Raw genomic sequence first — 21,034 nt, 5'->3', positions numbered from 1 at the left:
GGAGGGAGGGGCCCGCCGCCGACAGGCGGTGGGAGGGAGAGGGGGCGATTTGCGGAACGCAAATCGCGCGGCGCTTCGCGCCGCTCACCCTCTCCAAGCTGCGCTAGGCGCTGAAGCGCCAAGCTACGCTATCATCCCCCGTCAAAGGGGAGGAGCGATAGCCGCGGGCACGGCCGTGCTCCTTCTCCCCACGCTTTCGGCTGGCATTTCCCCCTAAAAACCCCCACATCGCGGCCATGGCATCGCCACCCCCCTCGATCATTCGCGTCATCGACCTAGAGACCACCGGCGACAAGCCGCCCGTTCACGCCGTGTGCGAGATCGGCTGGCAGGACGTGGCGCTCGGGCCCGACGGCCGCTGGGAACTGCAGGGCGAGGGGGGCAACCGCCTCGTCAATCCCGGTCGCGGCATCCCGCCGCTGACCATGGCGATCCACCATATCCGCGACGAGGACGTCGCCGACGCGCCCTATTGGCACGATGTCGCGCGGCCGATCCTCGACCCCTGGCCGCGCCGAATCGCGCTCGCCGCGCACCGCGCTACCTTCGAGGAGCAATTCTGCACGCCCGCGCTCACCCGCGGCGCGGACTGGATCTGCACCTGGAAATGCGCGCTGCGGCTGTGGCCGGACAGCCCCGGCTTCTCCAACCAGATGCTGCGCTACTGGCGTCGTCCCGAGGGGATGGAGCACGAGCGCGGCCTGCCGGCGCACCGCGCCTTTCCCGACGCCTATGTCACCGCGCACCATCTGCGCGACATGCTCAACGAGGCGAGCGTGGCGCAGCTGATCGAGTGGTCGAGCCAGCCGGGGCTCTTGCCGCGGGTCCGCTACGGCCCCGATCGTGGCAAGGAATGGAGCGAGATCTCCGAGGATTCGCTGGAAGGCTTCCTCACCGATCGCGACGAGGATGTGCGGTTCACGGCGGAGACGGAACTCGCGCGCCGGCGAGGCGGTGCGCCGGTGGGGCGCGGGAGTTCGACGCAGCGGCTGCTGTTTTGACCTAATCTTAACCTCCTCCTCCTTGGAGGAGGGGTTTGGGGGTGGAGGGATTCCAGAACGCTGGTTGGTCTCGGTGAGACACTGCCCCACCCCAACCCCTCCCCTGAAGGGGAGGGGCTTGAAGCGCCAGCGACCACCAACACCCGTCCACCCCCGAAAGCTTCCCCCTTTGGGGTTCCGCTAGGGCATCCCCTCCGCTAGGAGGCCGGATGATGACCAGCAGCGACCAAGCCCCTGCCGGCCGGTTCGACGGCCGCGAGCACCGCTTCGCGCTGCGCGTCTATTTCGAGGACACCGATCTTACCGGCGTCGTCTACCATGCCAATTACCTGCGCTACCTGGAACGTGCTCGGTCGGACATGCTCGACGTCGCAGGCATCGACCAGCGCGGCGTGTTCGAGGCGGGCGGCGGGGCCTATGCGGTCGCCGGGCTCGACATCCGCTACCGTGCGCCCGCGAAACTCGGCGACACGCTGGTGGTTGTCAGCAGACTGACCCGATTGCGCGCCGCCGTCGTCATTATTCAGCAACGAGTCATGCGGGACGAAACCATAGTCGCCGAGGCAACCGTGGAGGTGGCGTTCGTCGCCCCCGGCGGTCGCCCGCGTCGGCAGCCGGCCGAGTGGCTGGCGGCGTTCGAACCGCTCGTGTGGAAGGAAAGTTAAGCGCCCATGCCGTCCGTCACAACCGGTGCCGTCCTGTCGCCGATCCATCTGTTCCTCCAGGCCGACATCGTCGTGAAGCTGGTCATGATCGGCCTGCTGCTCGCCAGCCTGTGGACCTGGACGATCATCGTCGGCTTCGCGCTGAAGGTCAGCGGGCTGCGCAAGGAAATGCAGCGCTTCGAGACCGAATATCGCGAGGCCGATGACTTCGACGAATTCCACCGCCGCGCCGCCGGCCGCGACCAGCCGATCGCGCGCGTGTTCGCCGCAGGGGTGAGCGAATGGCGCCGCTCGACCGCTGGCAAGACGATCGACCGCGAAGGCACCCGCGAGCGCCTCGCCACCGCGATGGGCGCGACGGTCGCGATGGAGATCGACCGGCTTTCGGACCGCCTGAACTTCCTCGCCACGGTGGGCTCGGTCGCACCCTTCGTCGGCCTGTTCGGCACCGTCTGGGGCATCATGCGCAGCTTCACCGGCATCGCCGCGGCGCAGAGCTCGTCGCTCGCCGTCGTCGCGCCGGGCATCGCCGAGGCGCTGTTCGCCACCGCGATCGGCCTGTTCGCCGCCATCCCGGCGGTGATCGCGTACAACCGCTACAGCCACGCCGTGAACCGCGTCGAGGCGCGGCTGAACCGCTTCGCCGACGGCTTCCACGCGACGCTCAGCCGCCGCCTGGAGATGGAGGGCTGAGCCGATGGCCATGCACCTCCCCTCCGGCAAGGGCCGCGGCCGCCGCACGCCGATGGCCGAGATCAACGTCACCCCGCTGGTCGACGTGATGCTGGTGCTGCTGATCATCTTCATGGTCACCGCGCCGCTGCTCACCGCCGGCGTGCAGGTGAACCTGCCCGAAAGCCGCGCCAAGGCGCTCGACCAGGAGCAGAAGCCCGTCCAGATCTCGATCGACGACAAGGGCCAGGTGTTTATCGACACCGACGCGGTGAGCGATGCCGAGCTGCCGGCGAAGCTGGCAGCGATCGCCGCCAGGAAGGGCCCCGATGGCAAGCCCGCCGCCATCTATCTGCGCGGCGATACTGCGCTCGGCTATGGCAAGGTGATGCGGGTTATGGGCGAGCTCAACCAGGCCGGGCTCAACAAGGTGTCGCTGCTCACCGAACCGAGCGACCAGCGCTGAGGTGAGCGAGACCATGGACCGTAGCGAGCGATTAGGGCTCGGCGTTTCCATCGTGGCGCATGCCGCGGTGTTCGCCGCGCTGGCGCTCAGCTTCGCGAAGACGCCGCCGCAGGAGCCCGCCAAGGCGATTCCGATCGACATCTCGCTCGCCGACAAGGTGGGGCTGGAAAGCAGCGCGCCGGTGCCGAGCCAGGAAGAGCTGGCCGCGAAGAAGTCGCCGGTCGAGGCGCCGGTGGAGCCCGAGGCAGCGCCTGCGCCCGCGCCCGAGCCGCAGCCGCTCCCCAAGCCGCAGCCGGCCCCGCCCAAACCCGCGCCGGAACCGCAGCCGCAGCCCAAGCCGGCCCCGCCGCAGCCCAAGCCCAAGCCGGCCGAGAAGCCCGCGCCGGCCAAGCCGAGCAAGCCCTCTCCCGCCGCCAAGCCGCAGCCGCAAAAGCCGAGCACCGCGCCCGCGCAGAGCGCCGCGACCGGCAGCGCGCGCCGCCCGGTCAAGCCCACCGGCAATCTGGCCGGGCTCGATCTGGGTCGCTCGAACAACAAGACCGCCAGCACGTCGCTCCAGAACCCCGGCAGCAAGGCCTCGGCCGAGGACGTGGCGAGCTTCCGCGGGGTAATCGCGCGGCAGATCCAGCCCTGCGCCAACCGCCAGGTCACCCCCGGACCCGGCGCCGAGCGCATCCGCGTGCTGCTGCGGGTGAACTTCAAGCCCGACGGCTCGCTGGCGGGCGATCCGGATATTACCGGCGTACAGGGGAACGATGCGACCAATGGTCGGTATGTGGAGCGGGTGAAGGATCTGGCGATCGCCACCTTCAAGGGCTGCACGCCGATCCGTGGGCTGCCCGCCAATCTCTACGCCGTGCCGAGCGGCTGGAAGAGCCTGGCGTTCAGCTACAAGCTGCCTGGATGAGGATGAAGCGATGAAGTTCAAATTTGCGGCCCTTGCGACCGTGTGCCTAACGAGCGCGGCCCATGCGCAGACCACGCCGCCGCCGATCGCCAACAGCCCCCAGGCCGAGGCTCAGGCCCAGGCCGGCCAGCAGGCGGGCGCCCAGCCGGTGATCGACATCGTCGGCGGCATCTCCGCGCCGATGCCGATCGCGATTCCCGCGATGCCGACGTCTGCCGTGGTCGACACGCCTGCGGGCTCCACCGACGTGCTGGGGCAGAAGCTGGCCGATGTGATCACCAACGATCTGCGCGGCTCCGGGCTGTTCACCCCTGTTCCGCCGGCGCAGCTGCGCACCGTCGCCTTCCCGGAAGTGACCGCGCCCGCCTATGACTATTGGGGCGGCACCGGCGCGCAGTCGCTGGTGCAGGGCTATGTCCGCGCCAATTCGAACGGCACGCTGACGGTCGGCTGCTATCTCTACGACGTATCGTCAAAGGTCGAGCTGATCCGCCAGGGCTTCGTGGTGTCGCCGGGCGACTGGCGCCGCGCGGGCCATAAATGCGCCGACGCGATCTATTCGCGGCTCACCGGCGAGGGCCCCTATTTCGACACGCAGGTCGTCTATATCGCCGAGAGCGGCCCCAAGAACCGCCGTCGCAAGCAGCTGGCGATCATGGACCAGGACGGTGCCAACCACCGCTTCCTCACCAACGGCCAGTCGATCGTGCTGACCCCGCGCCTGAGCCCCAGGCTCAACGCGATCCTGTACATGAGCTTCGAACGCGATCGCCCCTCGATCCATGTCTATGATCTCGCGTCGCGCCAGGATCGGACGCTTGTCTCCAACGTGGCGCTCAACTTCGCGCCGCACTGGTCGCCCGATGCGCGCTGGGTGCTGTTCTCGATGGCGGTGGGCAGCAATACCGACCTGTACCGCGTACCGGCAAGCGGCGGTACGCCGCAGCGGCTGACCAACTCGCCGGGAATCGATACCGGCGGCACCTATTCGCCCGATGGCTCCAAGATCGTGTTCGAAAGCGATCGCGGCGGCACGCAGCAGCTCTATGTGATGAATGCGGACGGCTCCAACCAGCACCGCATCAGCTTCGGCGGCGGACGCTATGCGGCGCCGGCGTGGAGCCCGCGCGGCGACCAGATCGCCTTCACCCGCATGGGCGGCGGCGCGTTCCGCATCGGTGTGATGAACCCCTCGGGCGGCGGCGAGCAGCTGCTCACCAACAGCTGGGGCGACGAAGGCCCGAGCTGGGCGCCCAACGGCCGGGTGATCATCTTCTTCCGATCGGCGCAGGGATCGGGCCGCCCGGACCTGTGGACGGTGGATCTCACCGGCCGCGCGACCCGAAAAGTGCCGACTCCGCTCGATGGATCGGATCCAAATTGGGGCGCCGTGCGTCCCTGACACCGAGTAGAAACTCCAGCGTAACGAATGCGCGGCATGCGCGACACCCGTAAAAGGAGGATTTCATGACCAAGCTCGTCCCCAGCCTGATGCTCGGCGTGGCACTCATCGCCACCGCGGCCTGCTCGAAGAAGCCGCCCAAGGAATTGCCGCCCGCGCCGACCGAAACCCCGGTCGCACCGGCTCAGCCCTATGGCAATGGCGAGACGACGCAGACCACCCCGCTCTCCGAGCAGTTCCGCCGCGAAGTGACGAGCGACACGATCCATTTCGGCCTCGACCAGTATGACGTCGATCAGGAATCGCGCACGATCCTCGACAGCCAGGCGAAGTGGCTGGTCGCGCACCCGAATGTCCGCATCACGCTGGAAGGGCATTGCGACGAGCGCGGCACGCGCGAATACAACCTCGCGCTGGGCGATCGCCGCGCCAATGCCGCGAAGAACTATCTCGCCGCGCAGGGCGTTTCCGCGGATCGCATCACCACGATCAGCTACGGCAAGGAACGCCCGATCGCGACCGGCTCGGACGAGGCCAGCTGGGCGCAGAACCGCCGCGCGGTGACGCTCGTCCTGAACTGAGGACTGCTTCAGCGCTGAAAAGCAAGGCCGCCGGGGCGAAGCCTCCGGCGGCCTTTTTCGCGCGTGCCGAATCCGCTTGTCCGGTCTTCTGATTCGATATAAATATGATATCATAATCCAGGAGGGAAAGATGACGGACGTACGGAGCACCGCACCGGCTTTGCGCCAGAGCACCGAGGCGGTGGCGCACACGGCGAGCGGCTACGGCATGTTGTTGGTGGCGGTGGCGGCGCCAGTCTTGGGCGGACTGGCCTTCACGCAGATCGATCGGCTGCCGGACTGGATGGTGGTCGTCTGGCTCCTGCTCGCGTCGCTCGTCTTCCTGTTCGTGCTGTGCGGCTTCTACCTGCTCCAGCCCAACCAGGCGGCGGCGATCCTGCTGTTCGGCGATTATCGCGGCACCGATCGCACCACCGGCCTGCGCTGGTCCTGGCCCTGGCTGATCAAGACCAAGGTCTCCGTCCGCGCCAACAACATGATCTCGGACAAGATCAAGGTGAACGATCTGCGCGGCAACCCGATCGAGATGGCCGCGCAGGTCGTGTGGCGGGTGACCGACACCGCCCAGGCGCTGTTCGACGTCGACGACTACAAGGCCTTCGTGAACGTCCAGATCGAGGCGGCGGTGCGCACCATCGGCTCGCGCTACCCCTATGACGATTTCGAGCATCAGGAGGTCACCCTGCGCGGCAACCACGACCAGGTCGGCGGCGAGCTGCGTGCCGAGCTGATCGCGCGGTTGGCGGTGGCGGGGATCACCGTCGACGAATGCGGCTTCACCCACCTCGCCTATGCGCAGGAGATCGCCGGCGCGATGCTGCGGCGCCAGCAGGCGCAGGCGGTGGTCGCGGCGCGCAAGGCGCTGGTGGAAGGCGCGGTCGGCATGGTCGAAATGGCCCTGGACCAGCTTTCGGCCAAGAATGTCGTCGAGCTCGACGACGAGCGGCGCGCAGCGATGGTCTCCGACCTGATGGTGGTCCTGTGCGGCGAGCGTGACACCCAGCCGGTGGTGAATGCTGGTTCGCTCTATCAGTAAGGTCGTGTTGTGAGCGTGCCTCCCCACAAGAAAGCGTTCCCGCTCCGCCTCGATCCGGCGCTCTACGCCGCGATCGAGCGGAGCGCGGCGACCGACCTGCGCAGCGTCAACGCGCAGGTGGAATGCCTGCTGCGCGAGGCGCTGGCGCGGCGGGGGGTGAAGCTGGCGGACCCGGTGCGGCCCAAGCGCGGCCGTCCGCCCAAGCAGGTGGAAGGAGACGAGGAATGACCGACGATCGCATTCGGCCGGGCTTCTGGTTCAAGCCCAAGCGGCCGGGCTATGGCGCAACGCCGGTGACGTGGCAGGGCTGGCTCGTCGTGACGCTGTTCGTCCTGCTCACGGGGCTGATCCTGCGCCTGGCGATGCCGAGGCACCCGCTGTTCCTGGCGCTGCTGGCGCCGCTGACGCTGGCACTGGTCTGGATCAGCTGGACGAAGACCGACGGCGAGTGGCGCTGGCGATCCTGAGGGCTAGGCCGCGAGCGCGAAGGCGGGTCCTTCGGCATCGTCGTTCGCAGTGGGCCGCGCGGTCCGGCGCGTCCGCCGCGCGCGGGGCAGGCGGCGGCTGAAGCGCGCCGCCACCCAATGGCGCAGCCCCTTCACCCGCAGGGCCGTGAACACCGTCACCGTCGTGATCGCGATGTCGACCAGCGTGCCGATCTCGAACATGCTCGCCCAGGCGATCGCTTCGGGGGCCATCATCCCGAAGACCACCGCGCCTTCGGTCTCCATGACCCAGACGATCGCGGCGGCGGCGGCCACAAAGCCGAGGACGAGCACCACCTCGCCGCGCGACCAGCGATTGCACCAGCGCGCAGGGGCCTCGACCAACACCCGTCGCAGCGTCCGGCCGATGGGGGTACCGTCCGCCACCAGCAGGGCGAACCAGAACAGCAGCAGCGCCCCCTGGATCATCGTGAAGTCCCCCGTTGTTCGCGGTGAGTTGGGGATCGGTGGCGGCATTGCCAGACGGTTGCGCCGAAAATTGCTTCCTCCGACCTGCTGTTCCGCTTATGTACCCGCCATGCTGCGCTTCGTCTCGTTCCTGCCGCCGCTCCCCCTTCTCTGGGAGCCTCGCCGATGATCGCGCATCTTCGCGGCGCGCTCGCCGCCAGCGGCGCCGATCATGCGGTGATCGACGTGAACGGGGTCGGCTATCTGGTCGGCGCCTCGGCCAAGACGCTGGGCAAGCTGGGGGCGGTAGGCGAGCAGGTCACGATCCATACCGAGATGCTGGTCAGCGAGGATTCGATCCGGCTGATGGGCTTCGCCACCGCCGACGAGCGCGACTGGTTCAAGCTGTTGACCAGCGTGCAGGGCGTCGGCGCCAAGGTCGCGCTGGCGATCCTCTCAATCCTGGCGCCCGAGGAACTGCGCACCGCGGTCGCCCGCGCCGATGCGGCAACGATCGCGCGGGCGAACGGCGTCGGCCCGAAGCTCGCCCAGCGCATCGTCAACGAGCTGAAGGACAAGGCCGGCGGCCTCGCGCTGGGCGGCGCGGGGGCGGCGGCGGCACCCAGCGGTGGCGCGGCGGCGGATGCGGTGTCGGCGATGCTCAACCTGGGCTTCCGGCCCGCCGAGGCGAGCGCGGCGGTGAATGCCGCCAGCGACGAGCTGGGGCCCGCGGCGACGCTCGATGCGCTGGTCCGGCTCGCGCTGCGCAAGGCAGCGAAGTGAAGGCTTTGCCGCAACACCCTCCCGTGTCGGGGCGGTTCTTTTTACAGCAACGGCGTCGGCAGCGACTCCCCGGCGAAATGCGCATCGAGATTGGCCAGCACCAGCGCCGCCATCGCCGCGCGCGTCTCGATCGTGGCGCTGCCCTGATGGGGGGCGAGCACCACCTGCGCCATCGACCGGAGCGCCTCGGGCACCTGCGGCTCCTCGGCGAACACGTCCAGGCCGGCGCCTGCGATCGTGCCCGTCTCCAGCGCCGCGATCAGCGCGGCCTCGTCGACCAGGCTGCCGCGCGCGACATTGACCAGCACGCCCTCCGGCCCGAGCCTGGCGAGCACCCCGGCATCGACGATCTTCTCGGTCGCGGCCCCGCCCGGCGCCGCGAGGATCAGCACGTCGCTCGCCTCGGCCAGCGCGGCGATATCGGGCAGGTGGCGCCACGCCACCGGCTTGGCACTGCGGGCGGTGTAGAACAGTTCGCCGGCAAAGGGTGCTGCGCGCGCGGCGATCGCGGTGCCGATACGGCCCAGCCCGAAGATGCCGATGCGGCGCCCGCTCGCGCGCCGGCCGAGCGGCGCCTTCCATCCGCCACCGCGCACCAGTGCATCGTTGGCGGCGATCCGGCGCTGCACCGCCAGCATCAGCCCGACGGCGAGATCGGCGACATCCTCGGTCAGCACGTCGGGCGTGGTCGACACGCGGACGCCGCGGGCGCGCAGCGCGGCGAGGTCCAGCCCGTCATGGCCGACGCCGTTGACCGCGACGATTTCCAGCGCGGGCAGCCGATCCAGCATCGCCGCGTCGAGCCGCATCTGCCCGCCGCCGACGATCGCGCGGGTCGTCGCGGGCGGCGCGCCCTCGTGCAGCGTAAAGCGGGCGGCGAGTTCGGCGCGGAGATCGTCCGAGACGGCGGCGGCGAGATAGAGATCGACCATGGCATCCTGATGCGCCCGATGCGCGCGGCTGGCCAGCCCCCGGCGCGCGTGCGGGATGATCGGAGGACGAAGCGATGAACCCACCCCATACCGATTTCGTCCAGCGCATGGCCGAATCCTTCCCGTCCGGCCTTGCGGTGCCCGCTCCCCTGGCGGACTTCTTCGCATGGCAGGCGTCGAACGGGCTCGTGCGGGCGTTTCGCTCGGGCGGCAGCTATGCCCGGATCGATACGCGCAGCGAGGCGGGCTGCATGTACACTACGCCCGTGGATCCCGGCTTTGCCGAGGCATGGCTGCCGCATGCCCCAAAGGCGGAGCGCGATCGGCTGGCGACCTTTTTCCGCACCGGCGGCGACGGTTCCTATGCCGCGCTGTGGCGCGACGACGCCGGCGCGCCGCATATCGTCCATCTCGGATCGGGATCGGGATCGACGATGCTGGGCGTTCTCGCCTCGGACCCGATCGATTTCCTGCGGCTGCTCGCGATCGGCTATGAGGAGCTGTGCTGGCCGGACCAGTTCGACCGGACGCCGGCGGAGATCGATGCCGAGAACGAGTATCTGGAGGATGCGCCCTGGGATCGCAGCGCTGCCCTGCGGGAGTGGGTGACCGCAAGGTTTGCGGTAGCGGTGCCGCGGCGGGCGTCGGACCTGCTGGGCAGGGTGTCGGACATGGGCGACGAGACCAACACCGACCCCTTTCTCGCCTGGCTGCGCGGGTGGGACGAAGCCCGGTGACCGAACCCGTCATCCTTCATCTGCGCGACCGGATCACCGATGCAGACGGGCAGATCGAGCAGGACTATCATTATCTCGTCTATGATTTCGGCGACGACGTGATCGCCCGCGCGTATCTCGACACGCACCATCGTGTCGCCGTGATGCGGCCGGGCGCGGTGCCGGAGCCGGTACTTGCCTATCTCCGCGCGCGGTTCGACGTGATCGACCAACTCGGCCCTACGGGCTATCAAACCATCTGGACCGCATGACCGAACCTGATCGCCTCCTCACCGCAGGCCGACGCGCCGAAGACGTTGATGCCGCGCTCCGCCCCAAGTCGCTCGACGAGTTTGTCGGGCAGAAGGCGGCGCGCGAGAATCTCCGCGTGTTCATTGATGCCGCCAGGGCGCGTGGCGACGCGCTGGACCATGTGCTGTTCTTCGGGCCACCGGGGCTGGGCAAGACCACGCTCGCCCAGATCATCGCGCGCGAGATGGGGGTGGGGTTCCGCTCGACGTCGGGGCCGGTGATCGTCAAGTCGGGCGATCTGGCCGCGCTGCTCACCAATCTCGAGGACGGCGACGTGCTGTTCATCGACGAGATCCACCGGCTCAATCCGGCGGTGGAAGAGGTGCTCTACCCGGCAATGGAGGACCGCGCGCTCGATCTGATGATCGGCGAGGGGCCGTCTGCGCGCAGCGTGCGGATCGAGCTGCCGCGCTTCACGCTGGTCGGCGCGACGACACGGCAGGGGCTGCTGACCACGCCGCTGCGCGACCGTTTCGGCATTCCGGTGCGGCTGCAATTCTACACGGTGGACGAGCTGGAACGGGTGGTGACGCGTGCCGCCGGGCTGCTGGGCCTGCAGATCGCCGCCGATGGCGCGCGCGAAGTCGCCCGCCGCTCGCGGGGCACGCCGCGCATCGCCGGGCGGCTGCTGCGCCGTGTGCGCGACTTCGCCAACGTGTTCGGCGAGGCGGTGGTCCATGCCAAGGTCGCCGATGCCGCGCTCAATCGGCTGGAGGTCGACGGGCTGGGCCTCGATGCGATGGACCGGCGCTATCTGATGATGATCGCCGACGTCTATCGCGGCGGTCCGGTGGGAGTGGAGACGCTCGCCGCCGGCCTCAGCGAACCGCGCGACACCGTCGAGGAAGTGATCGAGCCCTATCTGATCCAGCTCGGCCTGATTGCCCGCACCGCCCGCGGGCGGTGCCTGAACGGGCCGGGCTGGAAGCATCTCGGGCTCAACCCGCCCGCCGGATCGCAGGACGGGCTGTTCGACTAGGCGCCGTGTTCGAAGCCCAGCCGGCTGGGGAGCGCCAGCGCCGTGCCGGCATCGTGGAGCGTCAGGCCTGTGCCCGCGCTGAACGCGCCGAGGCAGGTCGCTGCCAGCGGCAGCGGCAACCCCGACGGCGCGGCGAACAGCAGCTCGTAATCGTCGCCCGCGGTCGCGGCGGCGAGGCGCGCCTCGCGATCGCCTCCGCGCACCGCTCGATAATCCGCCGAAAGCGGCACGGCGGCGAGATCGATCGTCACCGCCAGCCCGCTGGCATCGGCCATCCGCGCTGCGTCGATCAGCAGCCCGTCGGACACGTCCATCATCGCATGCACGCCCGAGGCGAGCGCCTGCCCCTCTTCCAGTCGCGGGGTCGGTCGACGATAGCGGGCGAGCAGCGTTGCCGGGCCTTCGCCTGCCAGCGCCACTGCCAGCCCCGCGCCACCGTCGCCGATGGTGCCGGTCACGTAGAGCAGGTCGCCCGGCTGCGCGCCGCTCCGGGCGGGGGCGTGGGCGGAGCGGCCGAGTGCGGTGAGCGACAGCGTGCGCGGGGCGCCCGCCGGCGCCGTCACCGTATCGCCGCCGATCAGCGGGCAGGCGAACGCCGTCAGCGCCGCCTCCAGGCCCGCCAGAAACGCGCCGTCCCATGCGTCGTCGCCCGCGAGCGGATAGCCGAGCAGCACCCCTTCCGGCACCGCGCCCTTGGCGGCGAGGTCGGACAGGTTCACCGCGAGCAGCTTCCAGGCGACGTCCTCCGCCGGGTCGTCCGGCAGGTAGTGGATGCCTTCCACCAGCACGTCGTGCGTGACGACGAGATCGCCGAGCACGGCGGTATCGTCGCGCAGGCCCCGCGCGCCGGCATGGAGCGGCAGGTGGCGCAGATAGGCGAGGAACGCGGCTTCGTTCATCCCGCCCGGCACGGGGCAGGGGCGCGCATCAGGCGCGTGCTTCCTTGGCGATCGCGTCGAGGATGCCGTTCACGAACCCCTTTTCGCGGCGATCGTAGAAGGCGTCGGTCACGTCGAGATATTCGCTGATCACCGCCGCGGTCGGCACGTCGGCGCGGGCGAGCAACTCATAGGTGCCGGCGCGCAGGATCTGGCGCATCGGCTTGTCGAGCCGCTCCAGCGACCAGCCGGTGGTCAGCTTGCCCGCGATGATGCCGTCGATCTCCTCGCGGCGGGCATCGGCCCCGCTGACGATGTCGTCGAAAAAGGCGATGTCCGCCTCGGCATATTCGACGTCCTCGATGATCGCGCCGAGCCGGTGCTGGTGGAATTCGTGCAGCAGCGCGGGGATCGAGGTGCCCTCCATCTCGCGCTGGTAGAGCGCCTGAACGGCGCCGAGGCGCGCGGCGGCGCGAGCCTTGGAACGGGACTTTGCTTGCGGACTGGCCATGTTCTTACTCTATCACTTCAAACGGATCGCGACCGACCTTGCGTGCGCGGGCAGGCCTTCGGCGTCTGCGAGCGCGACCGCGGCGGGGCCGATCGCGGCGAGCCCGGACGGATCCAGGCTCAGGAACGAGGTGCGCTTCATGAAATCGAGCACGGACAGGCCCGATGCGAAGCGCGCGCGCCGCCCGGTGGGCAGCACGTGGTTGGGGCCGGCGACATAATCGCCGACGGCTTCGGGCGTATAGCGGCCGAGGAACACCGAGCCCGCGTGGCGGACCATGTCGAACAGCGCCTCGGCATCGTCGCAGGCGAGTTCGAGATGCTCGGGCGCCAAGCGATCGACCAGCGGCATCGCGGTGGGCAGGTCGGGCACCAGGATGATCGCGCCGTTGGCGTCCCAGCTGGTGCGCGCGGTGGCGCCGGTCGACAGGGTAGCGATCTGCGCGTCGACCGCCGCGGCGACCCTGTCGGCAAAGGCAGCGTCGTCGGTGAACAGGATCGACTGGCTGGTGGGGTCGTGTTCGGCTTGGCTGAGCAGGTCGGCGGCGATCCATTCGGGATCGTTCTGGCCGTCCGCCACCACCACGATCTCGGACGGACCCGCGACCATGTCGATGCCGACCACGCCGTAGAGCTGGCGCTTGGCCTCGGCCACCCAGGCGTTGCCCGGGCCGGTGACGACATCGACCGGCGCGATCGTGTCGGTGCCATAAGCAAGGGCGGCCACCGCCTGCGCCCCGCCGACGCGGTACAGTTCGTCCACGCCCGCGACATGCGCGGCGGCGAGGACCAGCGGGTTGACCTCGCCATTCGGCGTCGGCGTGACCATCACGAGCCGGCGCACACCCGCCGCCTTGGCGGGAATGGCGTTCATCAGCACGGAGCTGGGATAGGCGGCACGGCCACCGGGGACGTACACGCCCGCCGCGTCGACCGGGGTCCAGCGCGCGCCGAGGCGGATGCCCTGCGCGTCGGTTTCGTCGCGATCCTCGGGGCGCTGCTTCGAATGATAGACCGCGATGCGCTCGGCGGCGAGTTCCAGCGCGTCGCGCAGCTCGGGAGGCAGCCCCTCAAAGGCGGCGAGGCAGTCGGCGCGGTCGATCGTCCAGCCCGAGCGGTCCAGATCATGCTTGTCGAACAGCCGGGTGAGGTCGCGCAGCGCGACATCGCCTTCGTCGCGGACGCGCTTGATGATGTGGGTGACGTTGCGCGCGACATCGTCGTCGGCCTCGCGGCGCGCGTTGACCAGCGCGGTGAAGGCGTCGGCGAAACCGGCATCGGTGGAATTCAGGCGGATCATAAGCCCCTCCCCTTCAGGGGAGGGGTTGGGGTGGGGGATTTCGCCCCCAGCGCCGGACTCGCTCCCAGATCAGGCCCCACCCCCAACCCAGTGTCAGGTCGGTCAGCCTCCCAGGCTGACCTGAACCGCGCGGGGCGCGGTTCACCTGACACTCCTGAAGGGGAGGGGCTTTGAATCGCCTTTCGAAAGCCATCCACCAGCGGCACGACGTCGCTCGCGCGCGTCTTGAACGCGGCGCGGTTGACGATCAGGCGGCTGGTCACCTCGGCGATGACTTCCACTTCGACGAGTCCGTTTTCCTGGAGCGTGCGGCCCGAGGAGACGAGGTCGACGATACGCGGCGCCAGGCCCAGCACCGGCGCCAGTTCCATCGCGCCGTTGAGCTTGACGCACTCGGCCTGCACCCCGCGTGCCTCGAAATGGGCGCGGGTGATGTGCGGATATTTGGTCGCGACGCGGACATGGCTCCAGCCGCGCGGATCGTCCTGTTCGGCGAGCGCCACCGGCTCGGCCACCGAAATACGGCAATGGCCGATGCCCAGGTCGACCGGCGCGTAGAGCTCCGAATAGTCGAACTCGGCCAGCACGTCCGATCCGACGATGCCCAGATGCGCGGCGCCGTGCGCGACGAAGGTCGCCACGTCGAAGGCGCGAACCCGGATCAGGTCGATCGCGGGATTGTTGGTGGCGAAACGCAGCGCGCGCGAGTTCTTGTCGGAAAAGGCCGCTTCGGGCACGATGCCGACCGCCGCCAGCAAGGGCAGCGCCTCTTCGAGAATCCGGCCTTTCGGCACGGCAAGGATCAACGGCTCGGTCATGGGTTCGGGGGCTTTACTTGGGGGGCGCCATGGGCGCAACACGCGCCAAAGGGGAAGCGCATGGCGACCGAAGCCGAAAATCGCAAGAGTTTTGCCGTCCAGGCCGGATATTGCACGGCGATGGAGGCGCCGATCACCGCGCGCATCTGTATCGCGCTGGGGCAGGGCATCACCCGCGCGAGCGAGACCGGCCGGCGCGTGCTCGACTGGCCGGGCGAACCAGTGGCCGATGCGCTGGTGCTGCGGCTGGTCGGCGGGCTGCACGCGCTGCACCGCCGCGGCGTGCCCGAGCTGCGGCGCATCTTCACCGGGGAGGAGACCGACCTTGGCCGGATGGGCGCGGCGCTGGACGCGGTGCTGTGCGCCTATGACCTGCCGCTGATGCCGTGGCTCTACGGCCCGCCCCAGACCAACGAGGCGGCGCGCTCCGCGGGGCTGATGACCGGGCTGCTGCATTTGGCCGAGCGCCACGGCCCCCGCTTCGAGCTGCTCGAGATCGGCGCGAGCGCGGGGCTGAACCTGATGATCGGGCGCTATCGATTCGATCTGGGCGGGGTGGCCGTGGGCCCGACCGAGTCGCCGCTCACGCTGCGGCCGGAATGGCGGGGAAGCCCGCCGCCCGCCGCGCCGGTGGAGATCGTGTCCACGCGCGGCGTCGATATCGCACCGCTCGATCTGACCGACGATCGCGATGCCGATCGGCTCCAGGCCTATGTCTGGGCCGAGGCGGTGGAGCGGCAGGCGCGGCTGGTAACGGCCATCGCCATGCTTCGTGCGGCGCCCGTGCAGTTGGCGCGCGGCGACGCGGCCGACTGGCTCGGGACAAGTCTCGCCGAGCCGCAGCCGTCCGGCGTCACCCGGGTGCTCGTACATTCGGTCGTCTGGCAATATCTCCGCCCCGAGGCGCAGGCGCGCATCACCGCCCTGATGGAGGCGGCCGGCTCCGCCGCCACGCCCGATCGGCCGCTGGGCTGGGTGATGATGGAGCCCAACCGCGACCTTGCCGCGCACGAGGTGCGCGTGCGCGGCTGGCCGGGCGACACGCCGATGGAACTGGTCGCCCGCAGCCATGCGCATGGCGCATGGGTGGAGGGGCTCGCGCCGCCCTATGCCACCACGCCCTATGTGATGCGCACGGCCTGACGGCCCCGCAGACCCTCGCTTCCACCGGACTGCCCGACGGCGTCGCCGCTGCTGCCGCTGCCACGACTGGTTGGCTGGCCGTCTTTCATCCATGCCGGCCAAATTTCATCCACGCATCATTGACAGTCTTACCTTTTTGTCAGACTTAAAAGATCGACACCGCGTTGGGCGCGGCAGTCTGTGTCCGTTTTGGCGATCGGGAAAAACCCGGCCCGGCGGACGTCATATTGGGGAGGACCAAGTGACTCGCAAAATGCATTTATCGCAGGGCGTTGCCCTGATCGCGCTTGCCGGTGCCACGCCAGCCTGGGCGCAGATCGACGTTCCGCCCGATGACGCAGCGCAGGCCGCGAGTGCGCAAAGCACTGAGACCGAGGAAGAGATTCTGGTCACCGGCATCCGCGCGAGCCTTGCCTCGGCGCGTGAGTTCAAGCGCAACTCCGACTCCATTCTGGACGCGATCGTCGCCGAAGACATCGGAAAGTTGCCAGACAATAACGCGGCGGAGAGCCTTGCGCGCCTGCCGGGTGTGCAGGTCAGCCGTTATGCCGATGAGGCATCGGGTGTGTTGATCCGCGGCCTGCCCGATGCCGGCAGCACCTTCAACGGACGCGAGATCTTCACCGCCGAGAACCGTACCGTGCAGGTGCAGGACTTCCCGGCCGGCGCGCTGGCCGCGCTCGAGGTGTACAAGTCCGCAACCGCCGATCTGGTCGAGCCCGGTCTTGCCGGGCTGGTCAACGTCCGCTCGCGCCGCCCGTTCGATTTCAAGGGGCTGGAGATCGCCGGCGCGATCCGCGCCTCGTACAACGACCAGTCGAAGAAGACGAACCCCAACGGCAACCTGCTGATCAGCGATCGCTGGAACACGCCGATCGGCGAGATGGGCGCGCTGATCAACGTCGCCTATAATCGCTTCTACTACAACAACGCGATCCGCTATACCAATGGCGGCGTCGATCCGGTGGCGAACAGCAGGGCGACGCTGCCCGCCGGCGAAGCGGCGGACTTCCGGTTGCCGTACAGCGTCGGCCTATATTATCCGCGCGGGCTGCGCGAGCGACCCTCGGTGAACGGCTCGCTCCAGTGGAAGCCGGCGCACAATCTCGAAATCTATGCCGACGGGCTGTGGCAGGCGTTCCGCAACCAGGGGTCGACCGAGAGCTTCGACGTCTCGCTGCTCCGTGCCGCGCCGCGGAATGCCGACGGGGTGGAAGTGCCGCCCACCCTGTCCAACATCGTTCGTGTCGACGGCGAGCCGAACAAGCTGGTCAGCGTCAGCAAGACCGGCGGCTATCCGGCGGAAATGTTCCGCTCGACCAGCCGCGACTTCACCAACACCTATCAGGCGGCCGCCGGATTTATCTGGAATACCGGCCCGGCTGTGATCTCCAGCGACTTTGCCTATACCTTCTCGGAATATGGCGCCAACGAGCGCAGCCTCGACTCGCAGACCGTATCGGCTCCGCCGGTCAATGTGATCTTCGAGAAGGAAAAGTCGTCCTGGTTCGATCTCGGCGGCTACGACATGACCAACCCCGCCAACTATGCCTGGCGGGGCTATTACGAGCGCGAATATTATGTCAGCGGCGCCGGCATCCAGTGGCGCGGCGACATCGCGCTGGATACCGAGATCGACTGGCTGCCGAACATCAAGTTCGGCCTGCGCGCGACCGATCGCGACGCCAAGCGCCGCCAGGGCAGCCGCTACGCCTATACGGCAACGCTGGGCATTCCGTTCACCAGCCTGCCGACCGGCAGCCTTGAGCAGGTGCAGGACGGTTTCCGCGGCGACGGTCCGCCGTTCCGCAACTGGCTGATGCCGTCCTACGACTCGATCCAGAGCAATGCCGATGCGCTGCGCCAGCTCTCCTATGAATCGCTGCAGAGGATCGTCGCGGCCAATCCGAACGATCAAGGCTACAAGGACGCGCTGCAGCAGTTCAGCACGAAGGCGATCCCGATGGATCCCTATGGGGGCTTCTATGCCAAGGAATCGAGCTATGCCGCCTATGCCTCGGCCGGCTATGCCCTCGATGTGGGCATTCCGATCGACGGCACGGTCGGCGTGCGGATCGTCAACACCGACGGACGCTATGTCGGCACGTCGCGCGTGACGGCGCTCGACGGCAGCGTCTCGGCGGTGACCGACACCAATCGGCAGAACTATGTCGATGTGCTGCCGAGCTTTGGCCTGCGCGCCAAGCTTGCGCAGGGGCTGCAGGCCCGGTTGGGTTTCACTATGACCCGAACCCGGCCAGGTTTCGGGCAGCTCAACCCCGCGTTCAGCCTCAACCGCAACACCGATACCAGCTCGGGCGGTAACAATGCGCGCTACGCTTTTTTCGGGTCGGGCGGCAATCCGGATCTGAAGCCGCTGACGTCGAAGAATTATGATGCGACCGTCGAATATTATTTCGGCCGCAACGGCGCGGTGAGCGGCGCGGTCTTCTACCGCGATCTCGACGGGTTCATCAGCAACTATACCCGCGACGTCAACGATCCGGTCTATGGCCTGATCCAGATCAGCCGTCCGGAAAATGCCGGCACCGGCAAGATCAAGGGCTTCGAGCTATCCGCACAGAGCTTCTTCGACTTCCTGCCGGGCTGGCTGAGCGGTTTCGGCGCACAGGCGAACCTCACCTATGTCGATGCGAAGAACCAGCTGCCCAGGGCGCTCGGGGCCGCGCAGCCGATGGTTTCGCTGACCGGCCTTTCGAAATGGGCGTACAATCTCAGCGGGTTCTATGAGCGCGACCGGGTTTCGCTGCGTCTGTCGTACAATTATCGCAGCTCCTATGTCGATTTCTACAGCCGCAACTCGAACGACCAGCAATATACCGGCCAGATGGTGCGGCCGATCTCGCGGCTTGATTTCTCGGGTTCGTTCACCCCGATCGAGAACATCACGTTGACGGCCGAGGTCAACAACATCCTCGCGCAGCCGTTCAGCAACTATCGCTACTTCAACGAAACGCAATATTATCCGATCGATACGCGCTACGAGGGGCGCTATTACAGCGCGGGCGTGCGCTTCCGCTTCTGATCGGCAGGCCTCCGGCGCTGTCCGCTGCGCCCGGCCTGGCCGGGCGCCCTTTCACACCGGTCGTTTCTCCAGCCACTCCAGCAGGGTGGCGGTCACTTCGTCAGGCTGCTCCCAGGGGACGAAATGGCCTGCGTCGCGGATCGGCGCCAGCGTGTAATCGGGGATCAGCGTTTCCAGCCCGTCCAGCAGGCAGGGTAGCAGCCCGCGATCGCGCATGCCCCAGATGACCAGCGTCGGCTGGGGCTGGAGCGGGAAGGGCCCGTCGATCCAGCCGGGGCGCGGCGGGTCCTCGTCGACGGCCGGCACCACGATCTGGGTGGCGCGATACCAGTTGAGCATCGCGGTCAGCGCACCCGGCTGGCTCCACTGATTGAGGTAGATCGCCTTCTCCTCCGGAGTCACCGTCACCTGCAGATGCTCGCCGAACAGCGACAGCAGGAACTGCTCGAGGCCCGTCTTGTCCGGCGCGCGGTCAAGCTCGGTCTCGCGAAAGAAGCGCATATATTGGCTGGCGCGGCGCTGACCCGCATCGTCGAACAGCTTGCGCTGGAAGACCTGCGGATGCGGTGCATTGAGAATGGCCAGCCGGACGACGCGCTTGGGTTCGCGCAGCGCGGCCATCCAGGCGATCGCGCCGCCCCAGTCATGCCCCACCAGCGTGAAGCGGTCGATGTCCAGCGCATCCGCCAGCGCGAACAGGTCTGCGGCAATCTTGTCCGCGGCGTATGCCTCCACCCCGTCGGGCTTGGAAGAGCCGGCATAGCCGCGCTGATCCGGGGCGATGACGAAATAGCGTTCGGCCAGCGCCGGAATCTGATGCCGCCAGGTGCGATGCGATTCGGGAAAGCCGTGCAGCAGGATGATCGGGGGATGGGCGGGATTCCCCGCCAGGGCGACATTAAGGGTAACCCCCGTCGCCAGGGGTAGGGTCGTCTGTCGAATTGCGGTCACGCGGCTCTCCCTGTCCGCCAAACAACGCCGCCTCCGCGCCGCCCGGCTTCTGCCCCGATCCTAGATGCGCCGGTTGGGCAAAAGCCGCAAGCCAAGGAAAACTAGGGGTAACTGACCGTCTTCGGGACCTCGGGAATCGGGATGAATTCCTTGTCGTCATCGGGCACCTTGGGAAAGGCGCCGGCCTTCCAGTCTTCCTTTGCCTGGTTGATCCGCTCGCGGTCGGAACTGACGAAGTTCCACCATACGTGGCGCGGCGTGGTGAAGGCCTCGCCGCCGCACAACATCACGCGCGCACCGCGTTCGGAACGCAGCGTCGCGCGGATGCCGGGGCGCAGCAAGTACAGCGTCATCGGCAGCAGCGGCATGCCATCGAGACTGGCATCGCCCATCGCGACATAGAGCGCGCGCTCGTCCGCCACCGCGTCGATCGGAATGTTCGCGCCGCCATCCAGGACAATGTCGCCATAGATGGTCTGGGCATAGGTGGTGGTCGGTGCCGAAGCGCCCCAAAGGTCCCCCATGATCACCCTGGCGCGGGCGCCATGCGCCTCCACGATCGGGAGATCGGCAGCGGCGACATGCTCGAAGGCGGGGTCCATCTCTTCCAGCGCCTCGGGAAGCGCAAGCCAGGTCTGGATGCCGGAAAGCTCGGGGCCCTTCTCGCGCTCGGCCGAGGGCGAGCGTTCGGAATGGACGATGCCGTGGCCGGCGGTCATCAGATTGACCGCGCCCGGCTCGATGGTGGCGAAGGTGCCGAGCGAATCGCGATGGTCGATCGCGCCGGCGAACAGATAGGTAACGGTGGCAAGGTTGATGTGCGGGTGCGGGCGCACGTCGATGCCGGTGCCGACATCGAGAATCGCAGGGCCCATCTGGTCGAAGAAGATGAACGGCCCCACCATGGTGCGCGGCCGCGAGGGGAGGGTGCGATGCACCTTGAAGCCGCCCAGGTCGTGCGTGGTCGGCTCGATCGTCTGGATCACCAGGTCGTCGCGCATCGTTCGTCTCCGTAACTGCTGCTGCGGGGATAGCGGGTTGCA

23 protein-coding genes and 1 pseudogene are annotated in these 21,034 nt (G+C 68.3%); 16 read left to right on the top strand and 8 right to left on the bottom strand.

The window, feature by feature from the left end:
- The first annotated feature begins 236 nt into the window (after positions 1–236).
- The 10 genes from S2M10_RS12325 to S2M10_RS12280 all read left to right on the top strand — a co-directional run bounded on the left by S2M10_RS12325 (position 237) and on the right by S2M10_RS12280 (position 7,197).
- Positions 237–1,001, top strand: coding sequence for an exonuclease domain-containing protein (locus tag S2M10_RS12325; protein WP_168846331.1), 765 nt, complete (start codon positions 237–239; stop codon positions 999–1,001).
- A 212-nt stretch (positions 1,002–1,213) separates the two neighbouring features.
- Entirely contained in the window at positions 1,214–1,666 is a 453-nt protein-coding gene (locus tag S2M10_RS12320) for a YbgC/FadM family acyl-CoA thioesterase (protein WP_168846330.1), read from the top strand.
- Positions 1,667–1,672: 6 nt separating this feature from the next.
- Entirely contained in the window at positions 1,673–2,359 is a 687-nt protein-coding gene (tolQ, locus tag S2M10_RS12315) for a protein TolQ (RefSeq protein WP_168846329.1), read from the top strand.
- Between the two features lie 4 nt (positions 2,360–2,363).
- Positions 2,364–2,804, top strand: coding sequence for a protein TolR (gene tolR, locus S2M10_RS12310; RefSeq protein WP_168846328.1), 441 nt, complete (start codon positions 2,364–2,366; stop codon positions 2,802–2,804).
- Between the two features lie 13 nt (positions 2,805–2,817).
- On the top strand, positions 2,818–3,711 hold the full coding sequence (locus S2M10_RS12305) for a cell envelope biogenesis protein TolA (RefSeq protein ID WP_168846327.1): 894 nt from the start codon (positions 2,818–2,820) through the stop codon (positions 3,709–3,711).
- Positions 3,712–3,721: 10 nt separating this feature from the next.
- Complete coding sequence (tolB, locus tag S2M10_RS12300) at positions 3,722–5,113, top strand: Tol-Pal system beta propeller repeat protein TolB (RefSeq protein ID WP_211091023.1); 1,392 nt, start codon at positions 3,722–3,724, stop codon at positions 5,111–5,113.
- 65 nt (positions 5,114–5,178) lie between these two features.
- Positions 5,179–5,694, top strand: coding sequence for a peptidoglycan-associated lipoprotein Pal (gene pal, locus S2M10_RS12295; RefSeq protein ID WP_168846326.1), 516 nt, complete (start codon positions 5,179–5,181; stop codon positions 5,692–5,694).
- 130 nt (positions 5,695–5,824) lie between these two features.
- A complete protein-coding gene (locus S2M10_RS12290; RefSeq protein ID WP_168846325.1) occupies positions 5,825–6,730 on the top strand; it encodes an SPFH domain-containing protein in 906 nt (301 codons plus the stop codon).
- A gap of 9 nt (positions 6,731–6,739) precedes the next feature.
- A complete protein-coding gene (locus S2M10_RS12285; RefSeq protein WP_348770591.1) occupies positions 6,740–6,958 on the top strand; it encodes a toxin-antitoxin system HicB family antitoxin in 219 nt (72 codons plus the stop codon).
- Complete coding sequence (locus tag S2M10_RS12280) at positions 6,955–7,197, top strand: hypothetical protein (protein ID WP_168846324.1); 243 nt, start codon at positions 6,955–6,957, stop codon at positions 7,195–7,197. The genes S2M10_RS12285 and S2M10_RS12280 overlap by 4 nt, the downstream gene beginning before the upstream one ends.
- A 3-nt stretch (positions 7,198–7,200) precedes the next feature.
- Here S2M10_RS12280 and S2M10_RS12275 read toward each other — a convergent pair whose 3' ends face one another.
- Positions 7,201–7,644 carry a hypothetical protein gene (locus S2M10_RS12275; protein WP_168846323.1) on the bottom strand — a complete coding sequence of 148 codons (444 nt, stop codon included), beginning with the start codon at positions 7,642–7,644 and terminating at the stop codon, positions 7,201–7,203.
- Between the two features lie 165 nt (positions 7,645–7,809).
- Between S2M10_RS12275 and ruvA the strand changes: the two genes are divergently transcribed.
- Positions 7,810–8,406: a Holliday junction branch migration protein RuvA gene (gene ruvA, locus S2M10_RS12270; RefSeq protein ID WP_168846322.1), complete on the top strand. Its 597-nt coding sequence runs from the start codon at positions 7,810–7,812 to the stop codon at positions 8,404–8,406.
- Positions 8,407–8,447: 41 nt separating this feature from the next.
- Here the strand turns inward: ruvA and S2M10_RS12265 are convergent, their stop codons facing one another.
- A complete protein-coding gene (locus S2M10_RS12265; RefSeq protein WP_168846321.1) occupies positions 8,448–9,338 on the bottom strand; it encodes a 2-hydroxyacid dehydrogenase in 891 nt (296 codons plus the stop codon).
- A 74-nt stretch (positions 9,339–9,412) separates the two neighbouring features.
- Between S2M10_RS12265 and S2M10_RS12260 the strand changes: the two genes are divergently transcribed.
- From S2M10_RS12260 to ruvB, 3 genes are read left to right on the top strand one after another with little or no spacing between them, the layout of a single operon-like run.
- Positions 9,413–10,075, top strand: coding sequence for a hypothetical protein (locus tag S2M10_RS12260; RefSeq protein ID WP_168846320.1), 663 nt, complete (start codon positions 9,413–9,415; stop codon positions 10,073–10,075).
- Positions 10,072–10,326 carry a hypothetical protein gene (locus S2M10_RS12255; RefSeq protein ID WP_168846319.1) on the top strand — a complete coding sequence of 85 codons (255 nt, stop codon included), beginning with the start codon at positions 10,072–10,074 and terminating at the stop codon, positions 10,324–10,326. The genes S2M10_RS12260 and S2M10_RS12255 overlap by 4 nt, the downstream gene beginning before the upstream one ends.
- A complete protein-coding gene (gene ruvB / locus S2M10_RS12250; RefSeq protein WP_168846318.1) occupies positions 10,323–11,345 on the top strand; it encodes a Holliday junction branch migration DNA helicase RuvB in 1,023 nt (340 codons plus the stop codon). The genes S2M10_RS12255 and ruvB overlap by 4 nt, the downstream gene beginning before the upstream one ends.
- On the opposite strand, the gene thiL is transcribed toward ruvB, so the two are convergent.
- From thiL to hisG, 4 genes and pseudogenes are all read right to left on the bottom strand, one after another.
- Positions 11,342–12,244 carry a thiamine-phosphate kinase gene (gene thiL / locus S2M10_RS12245; protein WP_168846317.1) on the bottom strand — a complete coding sequence of 301 codons (903 nt, stop codon included), beginning with the start codon at positions 12,242–12,244 and terminating at the stop codon, positions 11,342–11,344. The genes ruvB and thiL overlap by 4 nt on opposite strands.
- Positions 12,245–12,272: 28 nt before the next feature.
- Positions 12,273–12,734 carry a transcription antitermination factor NusB gene (gene nusB / locus S2M10_RS12240; RefSeq protein WP_168846316.1) on the bottom strand — a complete coding sequence of 154 codons (462 nt, stop codon included), beginning with the start codon at positions 12,732–12,734 and terminating at the stop codon, positions 12,273–12,275.
- 12 nt (positions 12,735–12,746) lie between these two features.
- Complete coding sequence (hisD, locus tag S2M10_RS12235) at positions 12,747–14,033, bottom strand: histidinol dehydrogenase (protein WP_168846315.1); 1,287 nt, start codon at positions 14,031–14,033, stop codon at positions 12,747–12,749.
- A 173-nt stretch (positions 14,034–14,206) separates the two neighbouring features.
- Positions 14,207–14,851, bottom strand: a pseudogene (gene hisG / locus S2M10_RS12230) (ATP phosphoribosyltransferase); the annotation flags it as partial.
- A 60-nt stretch (positions 14,852–14,911) separates the two neighbouring features.
- Between hisG and S2M10_RS12225 the strand changes: the two are divergent.
- Together S2M10_RS12225 and S2M10_RS12220 are read left to right on the top strand one after the other, a co-directional pair.
- Positions 14,912–15,994: a DUF2332 family protein gene (locus S2M10_RS12225; RefSeq protein ID WP_168846314.1), complete on the top strand. Its 1,083-nt coding sequence runs from the start codon at positions 14,912–14,914 to the stop codon at positions 15,992–15,994.
- Positions 15,995–16,235: 241 nt separating this feature from the next.
- Positions 16,236–19,040, top strand: coding sequence for a TonB-dependent receptor (locus S2M10_RS12220; RefSeq protein ID WP_348770590.1), 2,805 nt, complete (start codon positions 16,236–16,238; stop codon positions 19,038–19,040).
- Between the two features lie 51 nt (positions 19,041–19,091).
- Here the strand turns inward: S2M10_RS12220 and S2M10_RS12215 are convergent, their stop codons facing one another.
- Both S2M10_RS12215 and S2M10_RS12210 read right to left on the bottom strand, forming a co-directional pair.
- A complete protein-coding gene (locus S2M10_RS12215) occupies positions 19,092–19,991 on the bottom strand; it encodes an alpha/beta hydrolase (RefSeq protein WP_168846313.1) in 900 nt (299 codons plus the stop codon).
- Positions 19,992–20,092: 101 nt separating this feature from the next.
- Complete coding sequence (locus tag S2M10_RS12210; RefSeq protein ID WP_168846312.1) at positions 20,093–20,992, bottom strand: pirin family protein; 900 nt, start codon at positions 20,990–20,992, stop codon at positions 20,093–20,095.
- Between the last annotated feature and the right edge of the window lie 42 nt (positions 20,993–21,034).

The sequence above is a fragment of the Sphingomonas sp. S2M10 genome (assembly GCF_012650175.1).
Taxonomy (GTDB): domain Bacteria; phylum Pseudomonadota; class Alphaproteobacteria; order Sphingomonadales; family Sphingomonadaceae; genus Sphingomonas.
Note: the sequence above shows the minus strand (reverse complement) of the source record. Positions and strands in the feature narration are given on the sequence as shown.

Bases quoted from the DNA above. Each gene is read 5' to 3' on its own strand.
- S2M10_RS12320 (WP_168846330.1), top strand. From the start codon at position 1,214: ATGACCAGCAGCGACCAAGCCCCTGCCGGCCGGTTCGACGGCCGCGAG.
- ruvB (WP_168846318.1), top strand. From the start codon at position 10,323: ATGACCGAACCTGATCGCCTCCTCACCGCAGGCCGACGCGCCGAAGAC.
- S2M10_RS12260 (WP_168846320.1), top strand. From the start codon at position 9,413: ATGAACCCACCCCATACCGATTTCGTCCAGCGCATGGCCGAATCCTTC.
- S2M10_RS12265 (WP_168846321.1), bottom strand. From the start codon at position 9,338: ATGGTCGATCTCTATCTCGCCGCCGCCGTCTCGGACGATCTCCGCGCC.
- S2M10_RS12210 (WP_168846312.1), bottom strand. From the start codon at position 20,992: ATGCGCGACGACCTGGTGATCCAGACGATCGAGCCGACCACGCACGAC.
- tolB (WP_211091023.1), top strand. From the start codon at position 3,722: ATGAAGTTCAAATTTGCGGCCCTTGCGACCGTGTGCCTAACGAGCGCG.
- S2M10_RS12225 (WP_168846314.1), top strand. From the start codon at position 14,912: ATGGCGACCGAAGCCGAAAATCGCAAGAGTTTTGCCGTCCAGGCCGGA.
- tolR (WP_168846328.1), top strand. From the start codon at position 2,364: ATGGCCATGCACCTCCCCTCCGGCAAGGGCCGCGGCCGCCGCACGCCG.
- nusB (WP_168846316.1), bottom strand. From the start codon at position 12,734: ATGGCCAGTCCGCAAGCAAAGTCCCGTTCCAAGGCTCGCGCCGCCGCG.
- hisD (WP_168846315.1), bottom strand. From the start codon at position 14,033: ATGATCCGCCTGAATTCCACCGATGCCGGTTTCGCCGACGCCTTCACC.
- S2M10_RS12325 (WP_168846331.1), top strand. From the start codon at position 237: ATGGCATCGCCACCCCCCTCGATCATTCGCGTCATCGACCTAGAGACC.
- tolQ (WP_168846329.1), top strand. From the start codon at position 1,673: ATGCCGTCCGTCACAACCGGTGCCGTCCTGTCGCCGATCCATCTGTTC.
- S2M10_RS12280 (WP_168846324.1), top strand. From the start codon at position 6,955: ATGACCGACGATCGCATTCGGCCGGGCTTCTGGTTCAAGCCCAAGCGG.
- ruvA (WP_168846322.1), top strand. From the start codon at position 7,810: ATGATCGCGCATCTTCGCGGCGCGCTCGCCGCCAGCGGCGCCGATCAT.
- thiL (WP_168846317.1), bottom strand. From the start codon at position 12,244: ATGAACGAAGCCGCGTTCCTCGCCTATCTGCGCCACCTGCCGCTCCAT.
- S2M10_RS12305 (WP_168846327.1), top strand. From the start codon at position 2,818: ATGGACCGTAGCGAGCGATTAGGGCTCGGCGTTTCCATCGTGGCGCAT.
- S2M10_RS12275 (WP_168846323.1), bottom strand. From the start codon at position 7,644: ATGATCCAGGGGGCGCTGCTGCTGTTCTGGTTCGCCCTGCTGGTGGCG.
- S2M10_RS12290 (WP_168846325.1), top strand. From the start codon at position 5,825: ATGACGGACGTACGGAGCACCGCACCGGCTTTGCGCCAGAGCACCGAG.
- pal (WP_168846326.1), top strand. From the start codon at position 5,179: ATGACCAAGCTCGTCCCCAGCCTGATGCTCGGCGTGGCACTCATCGCC.